Here is a 24,832-nt window from a genome sequence, read left to right on the forward strand (position 1 = left end):
TTGCGGAAAGGGTTGTTCCGCAAGACACCTCGTAGCTTTTACGACTTAATTTACAAACATTTATGGTAAGAAAAACATTATTTGGTTTCTTTGCGTTGCTGCTTACACTGACTGTGTATTCTTGTAGCGACCTGAACTTCCATCTGCCTCCGGGTCCTAAGGGAGGAGATGGTAAGTCTGTTTATGAAATCTGGAAAGAACAAGTTGAACTTGGAAAAGTTAAGTGGCCAAAGGACAGAGTTTCTATGGCTGACTTCCTTATCTATATAAAAGGAGAAAAGGGAGATAAAGGGGAAAATGGAAAATCTGCATACGAGCTTTGGAAAGAGCTTATAGCAAAAGGAAATACCCCAAATCCACACAATCCTTCTGAAATGTGGCCTGTAGAAAGGAATACAGAGGCAGACTTTTGGGACTTTATCACCGGTAGAGACGGTAATACACCGTATGTTGGCGAAAATGGCAACTGGTGGATCGGCGGTAAAGATACGGGAGTGCTTGCAAGAGGTAAGGATGGAATCGATGGCAAGAATGGTCTCTCTGCTTATGAACTTTGGAAACAAGAGGTCTTGGCAGGAAGAATAGATTGGCCAAAAGATAAAGTGGAAATGTCTCATTTCTTCCAATACCTAAAGGGTAAAGATGGTAAAGATGGAAAGGATGGCGTTACTCCACATATCGGTCCTAATGGTAACTGGTGGTTTGGAGACGAAGATACCGGTGTACCTGCTAAGGGTAAAGATGGTAAAGACGGCGTTGCCGGCGTTACTCCACACATCGGTGAAAATGGCAACTGGTGGATTGGCGACAAGGATACCGGTGTTCCTGCCAAGGGAAAAGACGGTCAAGATGGTCAAGATGGTCAAGATGGTGTTACTCCACAAATTGGCGAGAATGGCAATTGGTGGATTGGTGACAAAGACACCGGTGTACCTGCTAAGGGAAAAGATGGTGAAGATGGTCAAGACGGGGTTACTCCACACATTGGCGAGAATGGTAACTGGTGGATTGGCGACAAAGATACCGGCGTACCTGCCAAGGGTAAAGATGGTCAAGATGGTAAGGAAGGTAAATCTCCACACATCGGTCCTAATGGCAACTGGTGGATTGGCGATTATGACACCGGAGTTCCTGCCCAAGGAGAAAAGGGTAAAGATGGAGCCAATGGTCTAAGTGCATATCAGTTGTGGGTTGAAGATGTTAAGGCAGGTAAAATAACAGATCCTGAAACAGGGAATCCATGGCCGGTTGATAAAATTACTCTTACGGACTTCTGGAAATACCTTCGCGGTGCTAAGGGAGACAAGGGAGAGAAAGGTAATGATGGAAAAGATGGATTGTCTGCTTATGAAATCTGGAAGCAAATGGTTCTTAAGGATCAGATAAAAGATCCTAACAATCCTACGCAAAACTGGCCAAAGACAAAGGTGGACGAAAATCATTTCTGGGAATTCCTTACAGGTAAAAATGGAGTGGATGGACTTTCGGCATACGATCTTTGGAAGAAAGAATTGGAAGAAAGATTTGATGGTCCTAAGCCATTGATGAACTACAGAACAGGAGAAAAATGGCCAAAAGAAAAGAACAGCATGGATGACTTCTTTGACTATCTACGTGGTAAAGATGGTAAAGACGGTAAAGATGGTAAGCCGGGTGAGCCGGGTAAACCAGGTGCTGAAATAACTATTTTGGCAGGAGCTCCTAACGTTATTGCTCAATACACTCAGATCAATTATAGTGAATATGTCAGTGTTAAGGATGGCAGTGTTCAGTATAGAGTATATGATAAGGAAGGGAAACCAGCTCCAGGGGCTGTCGTTACAGGTCTTCCTGGTATGGCTGAGACCAAGAGCTATACAGCCGATCATGAAGGTTACTTTACCGTAGAAAAAGAAGATCTTCCGGAGATCCAAGATGTCCAAGCACGTTGGGGTAAAGTTAAGTCCGTTACAATACAAGGACAACCGGCAGCAGAATCTGCTCCTAACACTTATGTCCCTAACAGAATTAGGACAAGAATAATATTTGAAAACCCGAATATTGCGTCAGAAGCTAATAGACCTATTCTGTCGGATAGCCATGTATTAGGATTCCGTATCCAAAGAAAAGTTGATCCTAACGGAGCTTGGGTGGATCTTCCAAGTTATTTGCCTGACTTGACCAATATCGTCATTGCATCTTACCTTACAAACGGAAATGATCCAAAGACTATTACAAATCAGGAATTGGCTTCCATTGCTCGTACTACAGATGTTGCGTTGCTTCCAACAAAGCGTTATGTGATGACCAACAAGTATGAGTTTAAGAATAACTACTCGGATTATTGGGATGGAACAAAGAAGTACTTCTCGGTGAAGCTAAAGACATCTTACTACGGAGAGAATCCTCAGTGGAATGGTGTTTGTGAAATGGCTCCATACCAAGCTCCTCCTACAATTAAGTGTTTGACATTGAAGACCGAAAATAAGAATCTTCACAATGAGGTATTCTTCTCAAGTGTACGTGGACAATTTAATTATGACGATATTAAGTTGGATAGCTTCTACAGAAGAAATCTTTTGTACAATGCAGTTGATGGTGTGGATTATGTTACTCCGGACAAAATGCCAAAAGCTGAAGCTCAGGCACTAACCCCGTCTTTTGCATATTTCTACTATAAGGCCATTCCGGGACAACAAACAAGTGGTAGTGATAAGAATCCTGCAGGTCCAAATCAAACATCGTATACTTCCAGTACAGTATATTTAGGCTCTACAATATTTGTGAAGACTCTTCGTAACTCCAAGGATATTGACAAAGACTTTTTGCATTTGCATCCAACTGAGACAAAGTTGGGAGTCTTGTTGAAGGGTTCTGCCGGATACCATGTACAGAATGCAAAGGCTAGTTTGCCTAAAGTGACTGTCACTTACGAAAACTAATTTCTTGTTTGAATCAATCAGATATGAATAAAATTATGATACATAAATTTTCTAAATATATTCTTGGGTTGTCGTTTGTGCTTTTGGCTCCTCAAGTAGTGGCTCAAACATACACGGAGTCTGAAGTTCGCCCCGAACAAGAGAAGAAGCATAAGAGAGCATGGGAAATAGGAATTGGCGGGACAGGTATGCACATGACTCGCATGAGCGTTTTGGATTTCCAAAAGGCTCCCGTAGGTCATGAGATCAAGGTAAATAAAAGAGATCTTCTTTTTGGAGGAAATCTTTACATTGCCCGAGAACTTAATCCTTACTTCTATTTGGATTTGCAAGGGACGGTAGGATACGCAAAGGATCCGATCGGAAAAGGTAAAACAGAAGATCGTTTCTTGTATATGGGAGGCCTTGGACTTCAATGGCGCTTGGGTGAATATTTTGAATCCAAATACATTGATCCTTTCTTCCGTGTGGGAGCCAATTATATGTATAAGACATTTACTCAGTTGTACAATGGTGTTGAGAACTACGACGGATCCCAAATGAATTGGGGTTTTGATCTTGACCACAACAAGAGTGGTGCAGACCAAAAGCAACTCTTTCCTGTATCTTTTGGTACCGGTATCAATATGTGGCTTTCCAATGGATTTGGTATAGGTTTGCAGGCTGACTATCTCTACATGCCTCATAAAAATGTTGCAAATGTTTGGCAGGGAACTGCAAGACTGATGTGGCGTATCGGAGGCAAGTCTAAGAAACCTGCTCCTGAAATCAGACATACCGAAAGAGTTATTGAGCGCATTGTAGAAAAACCTACCATTATAGAGAAGATTGTTCCTACTCCGGTAATCGAGCGTGACGAAACTCTTTGCGAACTCTTCAACTATGTATTCTTTGAGTTTGATAAGGCTACTATTACACAAGACTCTCAGGAAGTTATAGATAGAATTGCAGATATATTGAGAGGAGATCTTAACCGCAAGTATCTTATTATTGGTTATACAGATGCTGTTGGTTCTTCAAACTATAATCTCGGTCTATCTGAGCGTCGCGCTAAAGCTGTTGTAGATGCTCTTATTCAGAGAAACATTCCTCGTGAGATGCTTAAGTTCAGAGGAGTGGGTAAGAAGGTTGCTTACGTTAAGGAAAGTGCTCCGGATAACACTCGTAGAGGTGATCGTAAGGTTACTATCGAGAGAGTTATCAATATGGACTATTGGAACTACCTTAAGTAATACTATCCTCTGAAAACAAAGTGATGTTTTGAGATAACAGACATATTACAAGATACGGAGCACTTGGAGTGCTTCTCTCAAGTGCTCCGGTCTTTACTTTGAGGTTTGGAATCTCAAACACAGGTATTAGCACTCTTTCGGAAGAGTTTACTTCGAGAGTGCTTGGTGTATAATTAAAGAAACAACAATAACAATGATGCTTATGACCAAGAAAGCAATATTCGGTTTCTGGGTATTCTTGTTCACTTTATCGGTATCATCTTGCGGGAATATGAACTTTGGTCTTCCCGACGGGCCTCAAGGTCCTACCGGTAGATCTGCATATGAAGTCTGGGTCGAACAAGTGAATGCCGGAGAAATCAACTGGCCTAAAGATAAAATTGATGTAACAGATTTTCTTGTTTACATCAAGGGGCAGAAAGGAGATAAGGGAGAAAATGGTAAGTCTTCCTATGAGCTTTGGAAAGAGATGATAGCGGATGGTAAGACTCCTAATCCTCACAATCCAAAAGAGATGTGGCCTGCAGAAAGAAATACAGAAGCAGACTTTTGGGATTTTATTATCGGTCGAGATGGTAAGACTCCACATATTGGCGAGAATGGCAATTGGTGGATCGGTAGCAAGGACACTGGAGTATATGCTTATGGTACGATAGGTAAAGACGGTAAGAACGGTGTCTCTGCTTATGAAATATGGAAGAAAGAAGTCCTTGACGGAACCATAGATTGGCCAAAAGATAAAGTGGAACTGGTCGACTACTTCCAATACCTTAAAGGTAAAGATGGTAAAGATGGTAGAGACGGAGTCACTCCGCATATTGGTGAGAATGGCAACTGGTGGTTTGGTGATAAAGATACGGGAATACCTGCCAGAGGTCAAGATGGTAAGGACGGTGTTGCCGGTACTACCCCACACATTGGCGGGAATGGCAATTGGTGGATTGGTGATAAAGACACCGGCATACCGGCCAAAGGTCAGGATGGTAAAGATGGAGCCGATGGTAAAGATGGTATCTCTCCGGAAATAGGAGAGAATGGTAACTGGTGGTTTGACGGTAAAGACACCGGTGTCCCTGCGGCAGGTCAAGATGGCAAGGACGGTATTGATGGCCGTTCTCCACGCATTGGCGAGAATGGCAACTGGTGGTTTGGCGATAAAGATACCGGAGTGCCAGCCAGAGGACAGGATGGTAAAAATGGCAAAGATGGGCTTTCTCCACGCATTGGAGAGAATGGCAATTGGTGGATTGGAGATGTTGATACCAGTATTCCTGCACGTGGTAAGAAGGGAGCGGACGGAAGCGATGCAAAATCTGCATACGAGCTTTGGTTTGATGATCTTAAAGCGGGAAAGATCATAGATCATAAGACCGGTAATCCATGGCCTGAGAATGAAGATACTATTGCAGACTTCTGGAGATATCTTCGTGGAGCTAAGGGAAAGAAAGGAGATCAGGGAGACGATGGCAAAGATGGTCTTTCTGCTTATGAGATTTGGAAGAGAGACGTGCTTGATGGTAAGATCAAAAATCCTAATAAACCTGGAGAAAATTGGCCTGCCAGTGAAGTGAGTGAACATGACTTCTTCAGATACCTCACAGGTCCAAATGGAAAGTCTGGTATCTCTGCCTATAAGCTTTGGTACGATGAACTTAAGGCTCGTGCCGGTACGGCAGATCCTTTGCGCAACCATAGAACAGGCGAAGAGTGGCCCGAAGGGGACGATACCATAGATCACTTCTTTGAATACTTGCGTGGACGTGATGGTGATGATGGGTCCGATGGTAAACCGGGAGAACCGGGACAACCGGGAGCGATTGTTAAGATCATCAAAGGTATTCCAAACGTTATTGCACAGTATTCTCAAAAAGATTTCGGTGAATATGTACGTACAGAAGATGGAGGAGTGCTTTATAAGGTTTATGATGATAATGGAAATCTGGCTCCTTTTGCTACTGTGAAAGGTATGCCGGGTCTTCCTGCGGACAAGACCTTCCAAGCAAATGATAAGGGAGAATTCATGATCCCTCGTGAAGACCTTCCTCTAATTCCTGAAGTTGAAAAGCGTTGGGGATATGTTAAAGAGGTTACTATAGGTGGAATGACAAAGCAGTCTGCTACCAATACATACGTTCCTAATCAGATGCAGATGAAGCTCGTATTGGCAGAGAGTGTGGCACCCCACAGACCTGTGATATACGACCATGTTAGGCTGTTCTTTAGAATACTTAGACAAGTAGATCCGGGTAAACAATGGGAAGACCTGCCGAACTATCTGCCTAAGGTAACAGAGATAAAGTTTATTCCCTATCCGGTAACCGACCATTTGGATCCTGTGGGAACTATCAATAAAGCCATAGACATGGGGAATAGCACTCAGGGCTTCCGTACGGATAGAATCTTCGAGATTCGTGCCAATAGATATATCATGCCCCACCATACTGGGAAAAAAGCTGGATATGCTACAAATTGGCAACCGGGTCAGAAAGACTACTTCACCGTATGGCAAAAGACATCTTATTATGGTATTAACGTTACTTGGGAAGGCGTTGCATTTATGGAACCTTTCCAAATCGGACCTACATTAAAGAGTCTCAAACTGATCAAAGTTCAGAAAAATTCAAATCCTAACATCCCGGATCTGTTCTTAGGTGTGAAGGGAGAATGGGATTATTCTAAAATGGACTTTACACGTATGCCGGAAGAAGTCATGCTGGTGGGAACTCTTACCGGTCATGGCGGAAAGCAGTTAGAGTATGTCTATCCGAAGCTTTATTCAAAAGAAGAAGCCTTGAAGATTACTTATGGCTTTGCAATGGCAATTATCAATATACCGGGTATCGGAGAGGTTATTTCTCGGAGTGACTTGAATCCTTCCGGACCATCAACACCGGGATTCTTCATGAATACAGTTTATTTGGGAAGCAGAATTTCCTCAAAGACAAGACAGTGGTCACGTCAAGGAGACTACGGAGTGGGTACAATCAGAAGAAATTCTGACGGAACTTATAGAATAGACCTTGAAAGTGGACACCCACCGGTAACTATAACCTACTCGGAAACCAATGACTAATATTCTGTAAAATATTTATAGAGAATAGTCAGGCATATATTTTTCGCAGGACAGCTCGGACATTAGTCGGGTTTGTCCTGCGACTTTTTATGCTCTTAATTGAAGCTTCTCTGCTACGAAAAAAAGGTTCGTCAAAGGATTTCCCTTTTGACGAACCTTTTATACTACTGTAAGAGTCTTTTGCCTGGAGATCATTCTGCTATGAATGTCTCTCCATATCCCGATACTTGACGAATGCCCGGCGTATGGAGTCGAAGCCAAACTTGTTCGGATCTATCTCATCGGGATGCAGAGCGATGAGGGACTCCACATCGTCTCTTCCTTCTCCGACATAAGGAGAGAGATCTTCCACTTCAAGAAGATAGATCATGTCCATTGTCGGGATGGTCATGCCGGAATAGAGGTAGAGGTTAGGGCGTGAAAAGAGAAAGCGAAGCGTGTCGGCTGCATCCTCTACCAGCTTAGGGGAGATCTCTTCTGCCACTTCACGCAGGATGCTCTCCTCCGAACACTCATTCAGGTCAGAGAATCCGCCCGGCAGGTCATACATACCTTTTGCCGGCTCGTTCGCTCTTATTGCCACCAAGATACGCCCCGACCCTTTCTCCCGTATGATTGCAGCGCAAGCCGCAGAGGGGTTCAGGTAGTAGACAAATCCGCAATGATCGCAGCGTTTGCTCTTGATGTTATTTGGGAAAAACCGGTCGCTGCCACAGTGAGGACAGAACCGGAAGTGAGACAAAACGTGTGTCATAATGCTTCTCAAGATCTCAAGAGGTAATATAGAATACCAGATCCGTAAGTATCGGCGCCGGATCCGTATCGTTTGTATAGAGCCCTTTGCTGCGTGCATCGCATCTTCTGATGAGGGAGATGATGTTCATCACCTTGGGTCTTCGGAAATGATGCAGGGCGTACTGGTAGTCTTTCGACTGAAAAGCGGAGTTGAGTCCCAAAAACTTAGCCAGGTCTTCCTCCCTTTTGGAGGGCGCATCGAAAGCGATGAGCAGGTTGGAAAAGAAGTTGAACAGCATTGAGAGAATCATCTGTACGGGATGATTTTTCGGATCAGCTGCATACGCTCTGGCTATTTTAAGTGCTTTTGCGGCATCTTTAGAGGCAAGAGCTTTTTGGAACTCGAATATGGTAAACTCTCTGGAGAGACCGATGTACTCCATTACCGCAGTGGGCGGAATCACCACGCCCTCTTTCGCATACGATGTCAGGGATAGCTTCTGCAGCTCTTGGTACAGGCGAGTGAGGTCTGTACCGCTATTCTCCAGCAGCAGCTCTTTTCCCGGCTCGCTGAGGAGCACTCCTGCCTCTTTCATAAGCCACTCCAGCGGTTTTCGAATCTTGTATGGTGTCAGCTTCGGAGAGTTGAACACCACACTCTTTTCGCTCTTCTCCGCCGCCTTTATCCAAGCCTTTCGTCTGTCCAGATTCTTTCCCTCGAAGTTCATTGCCAGTATCGTGGTTGCAGGGAGTCGCTCTATCACGCTCTCCATCCCGTCAAGGCTGTGCATTTTACCGGCATCTTTCACCACCACGAGCTGATGTTTCGCCATCATCGGATAGCGAAGGGCATGGCTCAGAATCTCGCCCGGCGAAGTGTCTGCACCATAAAGGATAGAGAGATTGAAGTCCTTCTCCGCTTCGTCCAGCAGATTGTTCAGGATCGCTTTCTCTATTCTCGATGTCAGATAGACCTCTTCTCCTCCGAGTATGTAGAGGTTCGGACTCTTTTCGGGGGAGATAAGAGCCATCACTTTTTCGTAATCTTCAATATATGGCATATCTCTTGAAGTTTGAGATAAATCTTTTATTCCCCAACAAATATAGTGAAAACCTCCGCTTCTCTCTGTGCGAAAGGTCTATATCTTGCGCATTCATTTTGTTGTGGATTTTGTATTTGTGAAAAAATATTTCTATCTTTGCATCAAGATTAAAGTTAAAACCTGGAGAGAGATGGAGCAATCCACTCGCTCCCCCGATATGAGGTAGAGGATGAAAATTCTTTACCTCGTATTCGTTTTGCCCTTCTGTGCTTTATCCCTTTCTCCTTTTACGGGAAAAAATATCCTCTTTCGGCTCTCTTTTCGGAGGGCTGTTTTTATATATTCCATCCCGAAAAATGCTCACTTTTTTCTCGCTCTCTATTTTGATCGGAGGGAGTGTTTTCAGAGCACGGCCGAACTGTTAAATTTGCCCCATTTTATTAACACAAATTCCGATACCTGTTAAGCGAAAATGCTAAACGAGCATATTCTTTCGGCTTAACGTATTTAATTTTTCAACGAACACGTTTACTGATTTCACTTAACACGTTTACCGGATTCGATTAAAGTGTTTAGCCAAAAACATTAAAGATCTCAATATCAGCCGACTAAGCATTTTTGCCCTAAAAAGACCTTGAAAAGGCAAATTTCTTTATTAGATTTTCTTTATAGGTGGGGGTGTTAAAATTCACAGTTATTAACTCGGAAAAGCCCCATGAAATGGACTGAGAAAAAATTTCCCCCGAATTTGAGATTTTCTCTATTCCTCTCATTGATAGGTTGTTATGGCTTTTCTCTGAACAGATGAGCCTCCAAAGCGGAAAAAGAGAAGAGGCTTCCGGAACCGTTCCGAAACACTGTTTTTATATAAAACATACCGACCCTGATCGGTCTTATTTTGCTCCATTTCGGGGTATTTGAGTCCGGTGCTTTTTCTTTCCTTTCAAGAGAGAAGAATCTACTCTCTCAAAGCAGGTCTGTTACAATGTTTTTTCCTAACTTCGTACTCGTAACGGAGTATTTTTTACCAACTGCGGAGCGTAGAATGAGAAGATGAGCCGAAGTGAAGAGACAATGCCGAGAATCCGGCTGGTCGGGGATGGAAAAAGAGAGATCTTTGACCGCCTTCGTGGCAGATACGTTGCTCTCACCCCGGAAGAGTATGTCCGGCAGAGGTTTGTGCATCTGCTCATCTCCTCCTATGGCTATATGCCCGCTCTCATGGCGAATGAAGTGTCGTTGCAGGTGGGTAAACTCTCTCGCCGGGCAGATACGGTGGTGTATCACAACTCCCTTCGTCCGCTTCTTTTGATAGAGTATAAGGCAGAGAGTGTAGCCCTTACTCCGGAGGTTTTGGAGCAGGCATTGCGGTACAATGCCACGTTGGGCGTGCTCTACATCATCATTACCAATGGGAAGAGGATAGCCTGCTTTCGCCGTCTTACGCCGGAAGAGCCGTTCGAGATGCTCCGCTCCATCCCCTCTTATGCAGAGGTGCAGGAGGCGGGAAGCAAGTTTGATGCAAAATAATATTTACCTAAAATAACCTAAGATTTATGTTTGGAAAAATGAAACAGCACTTGCAAGGTGAGCTTTCTGAGATTAAAGCTGCAGGTCTGTACAAGAATGAAAGAATCATCACCACTCCTCAGTATTCTGAAATTAAGGTTCAAGGCGCGGACGGAACCGAAAAGAGCGTACTCAACTTCTGTGCAAACAACTATCTCGGACTCAGTAACAATAAAAGAGTAGAGGATGCAGCCATCAAGGCTATCCAAAGCCACGGTTACGGTATGAGCTCCGTACGTTTTATTTGTGGTACGCAAGATCTTCACAAAGAGCTGGAACAGGAGATCGCTCGCTACTTCAAGACAGAAGACACAATCCTTTATGCTGCCTGCTTCGATGCCAACGGCGGTGTCTTCGAACCGCTTTTCGGAGAAGAGGATGCCATCATATCCGACTCTCTCAACCACGCTTCCATCATCGACGGAGTGCGCTTGTGTAAAGCCAAAAGGTATCGCTTTGCCAATGCAAACATGGAAGAGCTGGAAGAGTGCCTCAAACAGGCTCAAGCCCAACGCCATCGCATCATCGTTACAGACGGCGTCTTCTCGATGGATGGAAACGTAGCCCCTATGGACAAGATATGCGATCTTGCAGAGAAGTACGATGCTCTTGTGATGGTGGATGAGTGTCATTCCGCCGGAGTGGTAGGTGCCACCGGTAGAGGTGTGGCAGAGAAGTACGACTGCTACGGACGTATAGACATCCACACCGGTACGCTCGGAAAGGCATTCGGAGGTGCTATCGGAGGGTTTACAACCGGTCCTAAGGAAATCATAGACATGCTTCGCCAGAGAAGCCGTCCTTATCTCTTCTCCAACTCTATACCTCCCGCAGTGGTAGGAGCATCTTTGGAAGTGTTCAAGATGCTGAACGAAAGCGATGAGCTACACACCACTCTGATGTCCAATGTAGAGTATTTCCGTACAAGAATGGTGGATGCCGGCTTTGACATCAAGCCTACACAGAGTGCGATATGCGCTATCATGCTGTACGATGCCAAGCTTTCGCAAGACTATGCAGCCCGTCTGTTGGAGGAGGGTATCTACGTAACAGGATTCTACTATCCGGTAGTGCCGAAAGGCGAAGCACGTATCCGTGTGCAACTTTCTGCTGCTCATACTCAAGAGCAACTGGACAGAGCCATCGCCGCTTTCATCAAAGTGGGCAAAGAGATGGGTGTAATAAAGTAAATAATAGGGAGAGTCTCGACAAATATTACTATCTTTGAACAGATATAAAAGAGATAAATGTCGTAGTTCAAACTAAAAACATTTTTATGGAAATAATCAAAGTAATCGGACGCGAAGTGTTAGACTCGCGAGGTAACCCAACAGTAGAGGTAGATGTACACTTGGCATGCGGCGTAATGGGACGTGCAGCTGTTCCATCGGGAGCATCCACAGGTGAGAATGAAGCTCTTGAGCTTAGAGACGGAGACAAGAACCGCTATCTCGGAAAGGGTGTACTTAAGGCAGTAGAGAATATCAATACTGTGATTGCACCGGAAATTATAGGCTACTCTGTACTTGAACAAAGAAAGATAGACCGCGTAATGCTGGAGCTCGATGGCACTAAGACCAAGTCTAAACTCGGAGCAAACGCCATGCTTGGTGTATCTCTTGCAGTAGCCAGAGCAGCAGCAGAGTATCTCGGTATGCCGTTGTACCGCTACATCGGTGGTACTAACACATATGTATTGCCTGTACCTATGATGAACATCATCAATGGTGGCTCTCACTCCGATGCGCCTATCGCATTCCAAGAGTTTATGATTCGCCCTGTGGGCGCACCTTCTTTCCGTGAAGGTTTGCGTATGGGTGCCGAGATCTTTCATGCCCTTAAGAAAGTGCTTCATGACCGTAACCTCTCTACCGCAGTAGGTGATGAAGGTGGTTTTGCTCCTGCTCTTTCCGGTACGGAAGATGCTCTTGAGTCTATCATGGAAGCTATCCGCAAGGCAGGTTACAAGCCGGGGGAAGATGTTCGTATCGCTTTGGACTGTGCGGCTTCGGAGTTTTACAAAGATGGTGTATATGACTACTCTAAGTTTGAAGGCCCTCAAGGCGCCAAGCGTAACTCTGACGAACAAGTGGCATACCTTAAAGAGCTTGTGGCTAAGTATCCTATTGACTCTATTGAAGACGGTATGGACGAAGGCGACTGGAGCGGATGGGCTAAGCTTACAGCTGAAATAGGCGATAAGGTACAGCTTGTGGGTGATGACCTGTTCGTTACCAACGTAGAGTTCCTACGCAAGGGTATCGAGTTGGGATGCGCTAACTCTGTTCTTGTTAAGGTGAACCAGATCGGAACGCTATCCGAAACATTGGATACCATAGAGCTTGCACACCGTCACGGCTATACTACCGTTACTTCTCACCGTTCGGGCGAAACCGAAGACTCAACCATTGCAGACATCGCAGTGGCTACAAACTCCGGACAGATTAAGACCGGATCTCTCAGCCGTTCGGACCGTATGGCTAAGTACAACCAGCTTCTTCGCATAGAAGAAGAGCTTGGTGAACTTGCTCAGTATGGCTACAAGAGAGTAGTTCGCAAGTAATTCGGACCGGAAGCGAAAGCTTCTCGGAGAATAATAGGAAAACCGATACGGATGTGGTTGCATCTGTATCGGTTTTTTTGCATAAGATCATTGTTTTTTCGTAAAAGTCTCGGCGGTCTGTTTTGGCTCTTATCAGCCGTTTGTTTGTTTCTTTTTTATCTCCGGTAGAGATACTTTCGAAGAGTAATCACATCAAGCCAAGGCTTTTCTTCAATTGTGATATGTGCTTGCTCCAGATAGCATCGGCACTTGGATCTTCTGTGGAAAGAGCATCATCTCTTACGAGTAGAGAGACCGCTCCGGATATTTCTGCCTTAATGATCTCAAAGGACAGATAACGCGCTTCTTGACTGTTCGGAGCTTCGTCTTCCCACTGAAAGGAGATAAATCTTTCGGGATCGGAGACTATGAGCAATGCTGTTGACATGTTCTTCTTATCCCAAAAGAATATAAACTGATCCGCATTCCTCTCCACATTGTACGCAAACCAATCTGCTAATCCTTTAGATGTAGAGATTTGATTCCATAAGCTTTTTACAGAAACATGATTCAATAGAAACTCTTCTCTATACGATGTCTCATGCACTTTCATAGCAGATAACTCTTGGTGATGCCCCTAATATACAAAAAGATATTTGATTAACAAAGAATATCGTAATTAAATATAAATGTTCTCTTGAATGGCATTTTATTACTGAAAAAGGGTTGTTATTCTTAAAGATACCAGTTATAGCCTGCGACTATTTTTTGTACTTTTGAAACGTAAATTGCTTATATTGAAAAGAGCACAAATATATTTTCTACATTCAGATAACTTAAACAGAAAAATCATGAACCTTAAACAGATTCTTTTTACAGGAGTGGTTGCATCTTTTATCCTCACAGGATGCACCAAGAAGAAAGTCACGCCGGAACCTCAAGAAGACTTTTACGCCTTCGTGAATACGGAGTGGATGGAGGCAAATCCGCTTAAACCCGAATATGGTCGCTACGGCACGTTTGATGTACTCAGAGACAGTGCGCAAAATATTGTCCGCCGCATCATCACAAGTATGAGCAGTGGAGATATTCAGCCCGGAACGGACGCTTATAAAGCGGCACTCCTTTACAATATGGCTATGGATAGCGCAAAGCTCAATGCCGATGGTGCCGCTCCCATACAGCAGGATCTTGAAAAGATCAATGCTCTCTCTTCCAAGGAGGATCTTGTTGCCTATCTTGCAGAAGCCAATCTTCATGGCGACAATCCGTTCTTCTCGGACTATGTCTATGCGGATAATGAAGACAGCAACACCAATATCCTGCATCTTACTCAAGGCGGACTCATAATGGGGGATAGGGACTACTACCTCGAACAAGAGAGTCTGGATAAATTTCAAAACTCTTATATAGACTATCTCTCTTCTCTTTTCGTGTTGGCAGAAGGCATAGAGCCGGAAGCTGCAAAGGAGAAAGCCAAAACGGTATTGGAGGTAGAGACAGAGCTTGCACGTATGCATTACAGCAGCATAGAGCTTAGAGACACTCACAAGAACTACAACAAGTACACCAGAAAGAAGCTCATCTCTTCTTTCCAATTCCCTTTCGAGCGTTACTTTGCTCCTCGTGAAGCCGTTGCCGGATTCGAGACCATCAATGTGGCTCAAGAGGGTTACTTCAACAGCTTCGACAAGTGGTTCCAAGAGCTTCCTTTGGATAGAGCGATCACTTACCTCAAAGGGATTCTTTTGGATGACGCTGCTTCGTTCTTGAGCAACGATTTCCGCAAAGCCTCTTTTGAGTTTCACGGACGCATCTTGGGGGGACGTACAGAGATGCAGCCTCGTTGGAAGAGTGCTGTTCAGCTGGTAAACTCCTCATTCGGACATGTTGTGGCTCAAGAGTACACCAAGACCTACTTCCCTCCGAAGGCAAAAGAGCGTATGCTTAACCTCGTGGAAGACTTGAAAGAATCGCTTGCACAACGCATCCAAAACCTCGAATGGATGACCGAAGAGACCAAGCAAAAGGGTTTGGAAAAGCTAAGCACCTTCCGTGTGAAGATAGGCTATCCCGAAAAGTGGGACACTTATGAGGGGATAAAAGAAGATACCGGCTCTCTTTATGGCTATATCAAAAATATAGCTATGTTTGAAAAGGGAAAGAACGATCAAGACTTCGGTACTCCTGTAGATAAGGAGCGCTGGTTGATGAATCCGCATGAAGTGAACGCTTATTACAACCCCGCAACAAACGAGATATGCTTTCCGGCAGGTATTCTTCAACCTCCATTCTTCAGTCTTGAAGCGGATGATGCGGTGAACTATGGTGCAATAGGCGTTGTGATCGGCCATGAAATGACTCACGGATTTGACGATCAGGGACGCAACTTCGATAAGGATGGAAATGTCTCCAACTGGTGGCAGCCGGAAGATGAAGCGAAGTTCAAGGAAGCATCCGTAGAGCTTGTGAAGCAGTTTGATGAGATTGTCGTTGCGGACGATGTGCGTGCAAATGGTCAGCTGACCCTCGGAGAAAACATCGCGGATCAGGGAGGACTTTTGGTGGCACACATGGCAATGAAGAACAATATGCCCGAAAAAGATCCTCTCATAGAAGGACAAACCGCGGATCAACGCTTCTTCATTGCTTACGCTCGTCTGTGGGGACAAAACATCAGAAAGGAAGAGATCTTGAGGCTCACCAAGCTCGATGTTCACAGCCTTGGTAAATGGAGAGTGAACCAAACACTCAAAAACATCCCGGCATTCTACGAAGCCTTCGGAATCAAAGAGGGCGACGCCATGTATCTTGCCCCTGAAAAGAGGGTATTGGTTTGGTAAAGATTTTTACAGAGAGAGGCGACGGTGTCGTCTCTCTTTGTATATTGTACAAGCAATAGATTTTCTATATCTTTGTCGAAAGTTGATTGTATTACTAAAGTGCACCATCGGTGCATCTATGTTGAATCTTTTATAACAAAAATGAAAATGAAAAAGTATGTTTGCGAGCCTTGCGACTGGGTTTATGATCCGGAGATAGGTGATCCTGACGGAGGTATCGCTCCAGGCACTCCTTTTGAAGATATTCCCGATGATTGGGTATGTCCTATCTGTGGAGCCGAAAAGAGCGACTTCAGACCTCTTGAAGACTGATACAAGGCTTTGTAGAGCTTATCGGAGAGAACCTAATGCTGCTTTCCGATGAGCTTTTAGAAGCTCGATACAAAAAGCCCCATCTTATACTTCTTGTACCTTGTGTACATCCGACAGAGAAGCGTAAGATGGGGTTTTTATATATAGTCCGGATCTCGAAAGGCTGTTTGGAACAGAGGATAAAGCGGTATAAAAGAGTGGCTATACCTGTTAAATAGTTCCGCTAAACCTATCGACAACTTTCATTCAAAGCGCGATTGGTGAAAACCGACTCTTGATTTTTATAAATCAAGCCCTGAACCGCACAAATCAAGCCCTGAACCGTACAAATCAAATCTTGAACCACACCAATCAAGCCTCGATTTCTCATTTCATAAAGCATCAGAGAAGCTTTTTATCCCGTTCAGGAGATGTTGTAAAAGCATTCGGACGCATTTCTTTCCACACAACACGTCAGATGTCATGGCGTTAGAGTCCCTCCGGGAAGCAGGAAAAAGGAGCGTTTATTCGGGTGCAACAAGAGAGCGTTGCACTCTGAGATGGATGTAGAAGAGGATTAGCCCTTTGAGTGTAGTGGAGATCGCTATGGCGTACCATAAGCCCTCTATGCTCGGATAGAAGTAGAGAATGGTATATGCCAACGGGATACGGACAAGATTGCCAAAGATACTCACGGCGGCAGGTATGGTGCTTCGCCCGATGCCGTGAAAGAATCCCTGCGTTGTGATTTCCAGCATCATGAAGAGCTGCGAGAAGCCGTTGATCCTCAGATAGACCCCTCCGGCAATGTACGCAACAGGGTCGGGGACTATTATCGCAAAGATCTCTTCTCCAAAGAAGACGTACAGAATGGTGGTGAACACCCCGAACAGGGAGGTTATGATCAGCGTGGAGCGGAACGCTTTTTTCACTCTATCCATTGCCTGAGCTGCATAATTTTGGGAGATAAATGCCCCCAAAGCGGTAGAGAAGCCTTGTGCCGTGTTCCAAGTGATACCCTCGATCTGTCCGCCGGAAGTGATGGAGAGAACCCCTATATGCCCTGCCGTAAGAGAGGCAATGCGACCCATATACATGTTGATGAAGGCAAACAGCGCACTCTGAGCCGATGGAGGAGCACCTATCTTAATGATGCGCCGGCAGGTTTCCCACTTCAGCTTGGTGACGAAAGGGAAGCGTCCGAGCAAGTGATCCCGCTCGCGGAGGAAGTAGTAGAAGAGAACCCAAACCAAGATCTCGGAAATGATGGTGGCATAAGCCGCTCCATCGGTCTTGAGATCGAGTACAAAGATGAATATCGGGTCTAAAATGATGTTCGCTATAAGCCCTATGGAGTTGATCATGAACGGACGTTTGCTGTGTCCGCAAGCGTTGTAAGCACCGGTAAAGGCATACGTCATGAAGAAAAACGGAAATCCGAGAGAGTATATCCTCATGTACTCGGCAGCCGTCCGGGCTATGCTGTCTCCGAGAGTGTATATGGATAGAAGGGTGGGAGTGAAGAGAAGGAAGAGAATCGTTACCAACGCTCCCGACAAGAAAGCTATGGTGCTGTTCGTAGAGGCGTAGTGAGAGGCGGTTTTGAACTCCTTTTTGCCAAGGAAGTAAGCTATCGTGATTTCGCTTCCGACCTTTGTCAGCAGTCCCAAAGAGCCTGCCAGCCAACCATAGAGAGCCACAGCCCCGACAGCAGATACGGCTTCGCTGCTGAGACGCCCCAGCCAAGCCATGTCCGTAAAGTTGTAGAGCATCTGTACGAAAGATGTACCCAGTATGGGTAGAGCCAAACGTACGATTTGTGAAGCGATATTGTCTCCGGTTGTGAGATCTTTCTCTTTTAGCTTGCTCGGACCAGACATCCTCTCTTGCAATGTTAGGAATAACTGTAGAACAGACGGCTCTGATCATCGGAGCCGGAAAAGCATCACGGCAAAAGGGCTTTGCCAAATAGCTCGTTCTATATGCGGATGCAAAGATAATGCTTAACTTTGGAATATGGACAAGAAGACTATTCTCCTTACGGGTGGAGCCGGATTTATCGGATCCAATTTTCTGCACTACATGATACCCAAATATCCGGAGTATCATTTTGTATGTTTGGATCTTCTCACCTATGCAGGAAATTTACAGAACATAGAGCCGCTGTTGCAGCAGCCCAATCTCACTTTCGTACATGGAAGTATAGAGGATGCTTCGCTGCTTGACAGCTTGTTTGACCGGTACGGCATCACTCATGTGGTGAATATGGCTGCCGAAAGCCATGTAGACAGAAGTATTCATGACCCGTTGGCATTCGTCCGGACAAATGTTCTGGGAACGGTAACACTTCTGAATGCCGCTCGTAAAGCGTGGAAAGATATTAAGGATGCTTCCCGTCTCTTTCTGCACGTCTCCACAGATGAGGTTTACGGCTCGTTGTTGCCGTCGGATCCTGCTTTTTCGGAGGAGAACAGGTATGAGCCTCACTCTCCTTACTCCGCCAGCAAAGCCTCTTCCGACCATTTCGTCCGTGCTTATGCAGATACTTATGGTCTGCCTGTGGCAATATCCAATTGCAGTAACAACTACGGACCATATCAGTTCCCGGAGAAGCTTATCCCCCTTGTGATCAATAACATTGTCGAGCAGAAGAAGATCCCTGTCTATGGTGACGGACAGCAGATAAGGGATTGGCTCTTTGTGGTGGATCACGTCAAGGCATTGGACTTGATACTGCACAGCGCAAAGCCCGGAAGTACATACAACATCGGCGGAGGAAATGAAAAGACCAACATAGAGCTGGTTCGGCTTCTTGTTGCTTTGGTCGATCGTAAGCTCGGAAGAGCAGAGGGTGAGTCGCTCGGCTTGATTACTCACGTCCCCGACAGGTTGGGGCACGATACCAGATATGCAATAGACTCCTCAAAGCTGCAAAGAGAGCTGGGGTGGAGTGCTTCCGTCTCTTTCGAGGAAGCCATCGCCTACACGGTGGAGTGGTATCTGGAGCAGACGGAATGGCTACGCAACATAACATCCGGAGAGTATCAGAACTATATCCGACGAATGTACGGAGATCACATATAGTAGGTGGGCGAACCTTCGCACGCAATACAACAAAGGGGTGTACCAAGTCCGAGACTCGGTACACCCCTTTGGTATATAAAAAAGCCACGCCGGAGGATAACGTAAAAACTCCGAAAGATAGGATTTGAGGGCGGTAAACGCTTTGTAATCCGCTGTTATCATTGCAAGCAATGCCCGAAGGTGCGGCCCGCCATTACGATATACTGCTTATCTCGGAATTTGTAATAATTGATGAGTTTCCCGATCGCCCGACGTAGCTTATATTTTACCCCTAAGGGTTTATCTATGACCTCTTTGTACTACAAAATTACTTTTTCTTTCCCGGAAATGCAAGAATCATGCGATATTCTTTGCATTCGCTTGATCACTCGGTATAGAGGGAACATCAATATTATAGCCGCCACGACCAGTAGAGAGTAGTAGAGGAGAGGCTGTTCCGGTAGAGGTGAGAAGTCGAAATCTTCCGGTAAAGTATAGAGTGCCATCCATGCGATAAAGTTATTGATGGCATGCACCAGAATGGCAAGGAGCAGAGAACCGTACACAGCCGTATAGCCCGCAACGGCTCCGAGTAATATACGAGAGAGGAAACCTACATATTCGAGATGCCCGATGCTGAAAATGACAGCCGTAACCCAGACAGCCATGTGTACTCTTCCGCTCTTTTTATATAAGTAACCCTGCAATATCCCTCTGAAGAAGAACTCTTCTCCCACTGCTGCCAGTACTACAATGAGTACAAAAAACATAATATGATCCACGGCAAAAGGGCTCTTCTTGGCCGCTGATGCCATTTCGGAGATCAGCTTATTCGGCTCCGATAAAAACTCTTGTATGGCTTTAAGCGATTCGGGAATAGGGATTTTCCCTATCGTTTGAGCCAGAAGAGTGGATATAATAATCGTTAAGGCTATGGCGGCGATTACTACTCCCAACATCCCCTTTTTCCGTTCATGCTTGGCGGTGAATATCTTATTGCCATAGCCTTTAAGGTGAAGATAGTTCAGGGCAATTGCGGGCAAAAGGAAAGAACCGATAGCTACAATGATATTGTCCAATAGGGTTGAGGTTATACTCGCCATGAGTATAAAATCCAGCCCGACTATGAGTGGAGCAGCGAGGAAAGTAAGTATCAGATAAACTCCTACAAGTGTAACCAATGCCACCCATACGGGTGCAAGGTTTTTGTTTTTCGGGTAAGGAGTGGGAGGATAAATGGTATAAAGATGTTCTTCTTGCTGAATAGGAGGTTGTTCATCCGGGTTAATACCAGGATTCTGCGGTGTTGAATTTTGGGGTGTCACTTTGTTTATATTTTAGATCTTGTAATAGACTTGATTTTACTTGAATGGTAAAGTTGTACGATTTATACGGCCCTATCGGAATGAAACTTGCTGTAAGCGACCAACAGTGAAGGTCTCTCGTGATGTTGCAAGACATGTTGGTGATCTTCTTCAACTCGAAATTGTAGTTTGCCGAGAAGTTGAAGTTCCAGTTCTTGGTCGGGTTAAACTGTCCGTTAAGCGAGAGATCGTGCCGGAGTTGATACCTATACTCTTTGATCCGAGTGTCGAACTCGTTGCTGTAACCGAGGCTGATGGAGTAGTTGAAGCCGAGATTCCACTTCATATCACTCTTCAGATAGCCGTTGGAATCGTATTCACCCAGATCATTGGAGCGTGATCGCTTGAGAGAACCATCCTGTTCCTGACCTCGACCCATACCCGATCCCATACTGTCCATACCGCTTTCACGGGAGCTCGAACTGCCGCTCTCTCCCTTTTTATCTCCGTCATCTTTGTCCTTTTTCTTGCCGGAGAAGAAGTCGGCAATACTTTTGAACGTATCCTGATTCAGGTTGTAAGAGAACGAAGTACTGGTTCCCCTGAAACGCCCAAAGCCTTTACCATTGAGGATACGTAGCTTATTCGTCTTGTACGGACGGATATTATCTCCATTCTTTTCATAGTCGTAGAGATAAGTCTCAAAGCTACCACCGAGACGGAGAGCTATGGTATTTGTAAACCTTAAAGCTATTGAGGCATTGATATCGCTCCAGTTTAGCGAATCCGCTGCCATATTATAACTTATTCCGGTAGACAGGTTATCTATGATGCTTCGTTTATAGAAAGAGGTGGAGTCTTTGCTGTCTCGCAGTTTCGCTTCAATATTTTGAGAGAGATTGAAACTTATGCCTCCGAACTTTCCTCTATTGGGAACACCCTGTCCTTCAAATGGCGAATAAAACTCCTCCATCTGCTTACCATCCGGAGTCTGATAGCGTATAGGTTTCCAAAATCCAAAGAACGGATCTCCGAAATCCGGGTGCCAGGAGAAAGAGATAGAGGGTTCGAGCCTGTGCCGTATCATATCCAGCTTTTTGCCCAAGAACGGAAGAGGCTTCCAAAATCCGTATATCGTTGTGGAGGCGGATATCGAAGTGTTGAAGTCGTAAACACGATTGAAACCATACGTTGTATCGGATACCACGACACGTTGTTTAGCCGGATCGAAAGCTTTTTCTATCCTTCTTGTAAACCAACGCTCCTTATAGCTGAAGGAAGGACTGATCTTAATGTAGTCGAACAAGTCGAACGATGCACTTATCGGAATGGAATGCTCGAAGCTGTTGTTCCAATCCTTCACCAGGCTGGACTGGAACAGTTTATTCTCCTTCGTGGTGATCGAGTTGCGTATGCGACCATCGTAAGAGAGCTGAATCTTTTCGTACCAACGTTCTTTCCCTATCGGCTTTTTGCGCTTGAACGGATAGATGCGGCTCATACTTATGGATATATTGGGGAGTGTAAGCGATATGGTACTGTCCTGCGAGCGTTGAGCAATATCCATAGACCCGCTTATGGTGATGGGACTATTGGGAAAACGTTGCGTGAAACTGATACTGGAGCTTTTCGTATTCTCTCCCATTCTTGCCTGATTATACAGCGCATCCAGATTGTTATGGTTATAGGTGGAGGTCGAGAAGTTGACGTTTGCACTCAGTGTACGGTATGGATTCGCTTTGGCATCCTGTCTGTGCTGCCAAGATATACGGAAGTTGTTGATCTTGTTATAGTCTCCTGAGAGCTTGTCTCCACGTACAGTATTGAGATAGCTTGCATCGAAGCTGCCGGAGTATCTGTATCGCTTGGCATAGTTGGACTGTGCATTCACAGCCCAAGAGCCTAACGAGTAGATGTCTCCCGTTACTTGGAGATCCACGTAATCGTTGATAGCCCAGTAGTATCCCCCGTTTCGCATATAGAATCCAAGCTCTGAGTCTTCTCCCGGAGAGGGCATGATGATACCGCTTGCATACGATTTGGAGAACGGGAAGAACCCGAACGGAAGAAACAGCGGAAGCGGAACGTCTGCGATGACAAGGTACAACGGTCCGGAGATGAGGTTCTTCTGAGGTCTCACTTTGGAGTTTGTGATGGAGACGTAGAAGTGAGGATGGTCATGATTGTCGCAGGTTGTGTACTCTGCTCCCTGCATGAACATACTGCCGTCTTCCCGCTTCTTGGTTTTCTTTGCGATGATGAAGCCTTCGCCTTGTTGGGTTACGATGTCTGTGGTATATCCTTTTTTGCTACGGAAGTTGTAGTTCATCGTCTTGGCTTCATAGTTCTGTTCGCCGTCTTTGAACTTAGGATAGTTGATCTCCGTATTGGCTTTCACCGAATCTGGAACATCTCTGTACGTAGCATAGACCGAGGCACTGTCCATGAGCATACGGATATAGTCTCCGGTTAGCTCCTGTTCGGTGTATTTCACCTGCGCGTTACCGTACAGACGAGCCATGTTCTTTTTAGGAAATACTATCGTGGAGTCCGATGCCTCAAACTCTATCGGAGCCGTGAATGTCTCTTCGGACTGCTCGGTGGTATCGGATGGAGCACTCTGCGGACGAGGTCCTCTCTTCTTTCGGGTAGAGACAGCTTTCCCGGCTGCAACGCTATCTTTTTTCTCTTTCGCCGATGATCCCGTGCTGTCTTTCGCTACGGTTTCTTTCAGAAGGCTGTCTTTCGGAGCGGTCTGCCGTGCAGAGGAGTCGCCTTCTATGGCTTTGACGGGCAGAGAGTCCGCTTTGCGAGCCGTGATCTTTGCCATTGTGTCCTCTTGCTTTACACTATCTCCCCTGCGATAGGACGTATAAGACCTGCCCTCTTTTCCCTTTGCTCCTCTTGCCGGAATGGAGAGAAGCGTAAGAGCGAGGACTATACAACCTACCAAGATGATATATGGTGTGCCTTTGTTCATGGGTAACCTTGTGCTGCCGTATAAAGATGCAACCACAAAAGTAGGAAAAAAAAGTGTCTCCTCCTACGGTTATCCTCTGAGGGATAAATTGTACCTTTGTTCCTGCGATAAGACATTGGCTGCGAGATATCGTGAGATAGCTCCGGGGCGCAATGGGTTATATATGGAAACCAAAGGGTGTACGACGCACCCGGCAATATATCAAAGCGATGAAGAAGATTATAGAACCTCCGTTTACGGACGCTCTTCTGGCATCCCTGAAAGCAGGAGAGATGTACTACATTACAGGGACTATTTACACGGCACGCGATGCTGCTCATCAGCGTTTATGCGAGATGATAGAGCGGGGAGAAGATATGCCGTTCGACTTTAACGGGCAAGCCGTCTACTATGCAGGTCCATGTCCTGCCAAACCGGGGCAGCCGATCGGTTCGGTAGGCCCTACCACCGGCGGACGTATGGATGCTTACTCTCCACTCCTGATCTCCAAAGGTCTCAAGGTGATGATAGGCAAAGGATCTCGTCATCACTCTGTGGTGGATGCCATGAAGAAGCATACCGGTGTCTATTTCGCTGCAATAGGCGGTGCGGCTGCACTGATGGGAAAGAGTGTAAAGAGTGCCAAAGTGATTGCCTTTGAAGATCTCGGACCGGAAGCCATTAGAGAACTTTACGTGGAAGAGCTTCCCGTGATAGTGGCAATAGACTCTCGTGGCAACAACAGCTACGAGCAGGGAATGGTAGAATATGCACAAGAGTAACCCTACGAGCCGAAAGATTTAAGGCAATACGGATCCCCGAAAAGTGAGTGTGATTTCTCCTTTTCGGGGATCTTATTTTTATATATTCCATCCCGAAAAATGCTCACTTTTTTCTCGCTCTCTATCTTGCTCGGAAGGGGTGTTTTCAGAGCGCGACCGAACTGTTAAATTTGCCCTATTTTATTAATATAAATTTCGATACTTGTTAAGCAAAAAAGCTAAACGAGCATATTCTTTCGGCTTAACGTGTTTAATTTTTCAATGAACACGTTTACCGATTTCATTAAACACGTTTACCGGATTCGATNTTTCGGCTTAACGTGTTTAATTTTTCAATGAACACGTTTACCGATTTCATTAAACACGTTTACCGGATTCGATTAACGTGTTTAGAATTTCTTGTTAATCCCTTATGCTTGAGTGTTTTAGCTGTTTTTGCCCCTTTTCGGGACTGTTTGAGTAGGATTTTATCGTT

At 45.3% G+C, this 24,832-nt stretch carries 16 protein-coding genes; 10 read left to right on the top strand and 6 right to left on the bottom strand.

Annotated features, from left to right (window positions below):
• Positions 1–245: 245 nt before the first annotated feature.
• From HQ29_RS04360 to HQ29_RS04370, 3 genes are all read left to right on the top strand, one after another.
• Entirely contained in the window at positions 246–2,921 is a 2,676-nt protein-coding gene (locus HQ29_RS04360) for a hypothetical protein (protein ID WP_449421040.1), read from the top strand.
• A gap of 35 nt (positions 2,922–2,956) precedes the next feature.
• Entirely contained in the window at positions 2,957–4,153 is a 1,197-nt protein-coding gene (locus tag HQ29_RS04365) for an OmpA family protein (RefSeq protein ID WP_036791532.1), read from the top strand.
• Between the two features lie 202 nt (positions 4,154–4,355).
• Positions 4,356–7,226: a collagen-like domain-containing protein gene (locus tag HQ29_RS04370; protein WP_152566486.1), complete on the top strand. Its 2,871-nt coding sequence runs from the start codon at positions 4,356–4,358 to the stop codon at positions 7,224–7,226.
• 199 nt (positions 7,227–7,425) lie between these two features.
• Here the strand turns inward: HQ29_RS04370 and HQ29_RS04375 are convergent, their stop codons facing one another.
• Both HQ29_RS04375 and holA read right to left on the bottom strand, forming a co-directional pair.
• Positions 7,426–7,980 carry an NUDIX domain-containing protein gene (locus tag HQ29_RS04375; protein WP_036791534.1) on the bottom strand — a complete coding sequence of 185 codons (555 nt, stop codon included), beginning with the start codon at positions 7,978–7,980 and terminating at the stop codon, positions 7,426–7,428.
• Between the two features lie 16 nt (positions 7,981–7,996).
• A complete protein-coding gene (gene holA, locus HQ29_RS04380) occupies positions 7,997–9,022 on the bottom strand; it encodes a DNA polymerase III subunit delta (protein ID WP_036864057.1) in 1,026 nt (341 codons plus the stop codon).
• 1,035 nt (positions 9,023–10,057) lie between these two features.
• Here holA and HQ29_RS04385 point away from each other — a divergent pair.
• The 3 genes from HQ29_RS04385 to eno all read left to right on the top strand — a co-directional run bounded on the left by HQ29_RS04385 (position 10,058) and on the right by eno (position 13,136).
• The gene (locus HQ29_RS04385) at positions 10,058–10,534 is read left to right on the top strand and encodes a type I restriction enzyme HsdR N-terminal domain-containing protein (RefSeq protein ID WP_152566487.1); all 477 of its coding nucleotides are present in this window, start codon (positions 10,058–10,060) and stop codon (positions 10,532–10,534) included.
• Positions 10,535–10,560: 26 nt separating this feature from the next.
• The gene (gene kbl, locus HQ29_RS04390; RefSeq protein WP_036791540.1) at positions 10,561–11,763 is read left to right on the top strand and encodes a glycine C-acetyltransferase; all 1,203 of its coding nucleotides are present in this window, start codon (positions 10,561–10,563) and stop codon (positions 11,761–11,763) included.
• Positions 11,764–11,849: 86 nt separating this feature from the next.
• Complete coding sequence (gene eno / locus HQ29_RS04395) at positions 11,850–13,136, top strand: phosphopyruvate hydratase (RefSeq protein ID WP_036791543.1); 1,287 nt, start codon at positions 11,850–11,852, stop codon at positions 13,134–13,136.
• Between the two features lie 187 nt (positions 13,137–13,323).
• Here eno and HQ29_RS04400 read toward each other — a convergent pair whose 3' ends face one another.
• Positions 13,324–13,728: an START-like domain-containing protein gene (locus HQ29_RS04400; RefSeq protein WP_052079433.1), complete on the bottom strand. Its 405-nt coding sequence runs from the start codon at positions 13,726–13,728 to the stop codon at positions 13,324–13,326.
• 238 nt (positions 13,729–13,966) lie between these two features.
• On the opposite strand from HQ29_RS04400, the gene HQ29_RS04405 reads away from it, so the two are divergent.
• Positions 13,967–15,958: a M13 family metallopeptidase gene (locus tag HQ29_RS04405; protein WP_036845649.1), complete on the top strand. Its 1,992-nt coding sequence runs from the start codon at positions 13,967–13,969 to the stop codon at positions 15,956–15,958.
• A gap of 147 nt (positions 15,959–16,105) precedes the next feature.
• Positions 16,106–16,270, top strand: a complete 165-nt coding sequence (gene rd, locus HQ29_RS10110; RefSeq protein WP_081964567.1) for a rubredoxin — start codon at positions 16,106–16,108, stop codon at positions 16,268–16,270.
• 503 nt (positions 16,271–16,773) lie between these two features.
• Here rd and HQ29_RS04415 read toward each other — a convergent pair.
• Complete coding sequence (locus HQ29_RS04415) at positions 16,774–18,129, bottom strand: MATE family efflux transporter (protein ID WP_036867739.1); 1,356 nt, start codon at positions 18,127–18,129, stop codon at positions 16,774–16,776.
• Positions 18,130–18,265: 136 nt separating this feature from the next.
• Between HQ29_RS04415 and rfbB the strand changes: the two genes are divergently transcribed.
• On the top strand, positions 18,266–19,333 hold the full coding sequence (rfbB, locus tag HQ29_RS04420; RefSeq protein WP_036791554.1) for a dTDP-glucose 4,6-dehydratase: 1,068 nt from the start codon (positions 18,266–18,268) through the stop codon (positions 19,331–19,333).
• Positions 19,334–19,632: 299 nt separating this feature from the next.
• Here the strand turns inward: rfbB and HQ29_RS04425 are convergent, their stop codons facing one another.
• The gene (locus tag HQ29_RS04425; RefSeq protein ID WP_036867741.1) at positions 19,633–20,637 is read right to left on the bottom strand and encodes a CPBP family intramembrane glutamic endopeptidase; all 1,005 of its coding nucleotides are present in this window, start codon (positions 20,635–20,637) and stop codon (positions 19,633–19,635) included.
• On the bottom strand, positions 20,597–23,596 hold the full coding sequence (locus tag HQ29_RS04430) for a putative LPS assembly protein LptD (RefSeq protein WP_036867744.1): 3,000 nt from the start codon (positions 23,594–23,596) through the stop codon (positions 20,597–20,599). Before HQ29_RS04430 ends, HQ29_RS04425 begins: the two co-directional genes overlap by 41 nt.
• A gap of 209 nt (positions 23,597–23,805) precedes the next feature.
• Here HQ29_RS04430 and HQ29_RS04435 point away from each other — a divergent pair, with 209 nt between their 5' ends.
• Positions 23,806–24,357, top strand: coding sequence for a Fe-S-containing hydro-lyase (locus HQ29_RS04435; protein WP_036867747.1), 552 nt, complete (start codon positions 23,806–23,808; stop codon positions 24,355–24,357).
• Positions 24,358–24,832 lie beyond the last annotated feature (475 nt).

Origin of the sequence: Porphyromonas canoris (genome assembly GCF_000765975.1) — a bacterium.
Lineage (GTDB): Bacteria > Bacteroidota > Bacteroidia > Bacteroidales > Porphyromonadaceae > Porphyromonas_A > Porphyromonas_A canoris.

Bases quoted from the DNA above. Each gene is read 5' to 3' on its own strand.
- HQ29_RS04375 (WP_036791534.1), bottom strand. From the start codon at position 7,980: ATGACACACGTTTTGTCTCACTTCCGGTTCTGTCCTCACTGTGGCAGC.
- HQ29_RS04370 (WP_152566486.1), top strand. From the start codon at position 4,356: ATGACCAAGAAAGCAATATTCGGTTTCTGGGTATTCTTGTTCACTTTA.
- rfbB (WP_036791554.1), top strand. From the start codon at position 18,266: ATGGACAAGAAGACTATTCTCCTTACGGGTGGAGCCGGATTTATCGGA.
- HQ29_RS04365 (WP_036791532.1), top strand. From the start codon at position 2,957: ATGATACATAAATTTTCTAAATATATTCTTGGGTTGTCGTTTGTGCTT.
- HQ29_RS04435 (WP_036867747.1), top strand. From the start codon at position 23,806: ATGAAGAAGATTATAGAACCTCCGTTTACGGACGCTCTTCTGGCATCC.
- HQ29_RS04360 (WP_449421040.1), top strand. From the start codon at position 246: ATGGCTGACTTCCTTATCTATATAAAAGGAGAAAAGGGAGATAAAGGG.
- eno (WP_036791543.1), top strand. From the start codon at position 11,850: ATGGAAATAATCAAAGTAATCGGACGCGAAGTGTTAGACTCGCGAGGT.
- rd (WP_081964567.1), top strand. From the start codon at position 16,106: ATGAAAAAGTATGTTTGCGAGCCTTGCGACTGGGTTTATGATCCGGAG.
- holA (WP_036864057.1), bottom strand. From the start codon at position 9,022: ATGCCATATATTGAAGATTACGAAAAAGTGATGGCTCTTATCTCCCCC.
- HQ29_RS04415 (WP_036867739.1), bottom strand. From the start codon at position 18,129: ATGTCTGGTCCGAGCAAGCTAAAAGAGAAAGATCTCACAACCGGAGAC.
- kbl (WP_036791540.1), top strand. From the start codon at position 10,561: ATGTTTGGAAAAATGAAACAGCACTTGCAAGGTGAGCTTTCTGAGATT.
- HQ29_RS04430 (WP_036867744.1), bottom strand. From the start codon at position 23,596: ATGAACAAAGGCACACCATATATCATCTTGGTAGGTTGTATAGTCCTC.
- HQ29_RS04400 (WP_052079433.1), bottom strand. From the start codon at position 13,728: ATGAAAGTGCATGAGACATCGTATAGAGAAGAGTTTCTATTGAATCAT.
- HQ29_RS04385 (WP_152566487.1), top strand. From the start codon at position 10,058: ATGAGCCGAAGTGAAGAGACAATGCCGAGAATCCGGCTGGTCGGGGAT.
- HQ29_RS04405 (WP_036845649.1), top strand. From the start codon at position 13,967: ATGAACCTTAAACAGATTCTTTTTACAGGAGTGGTTGCATCTTTTATC.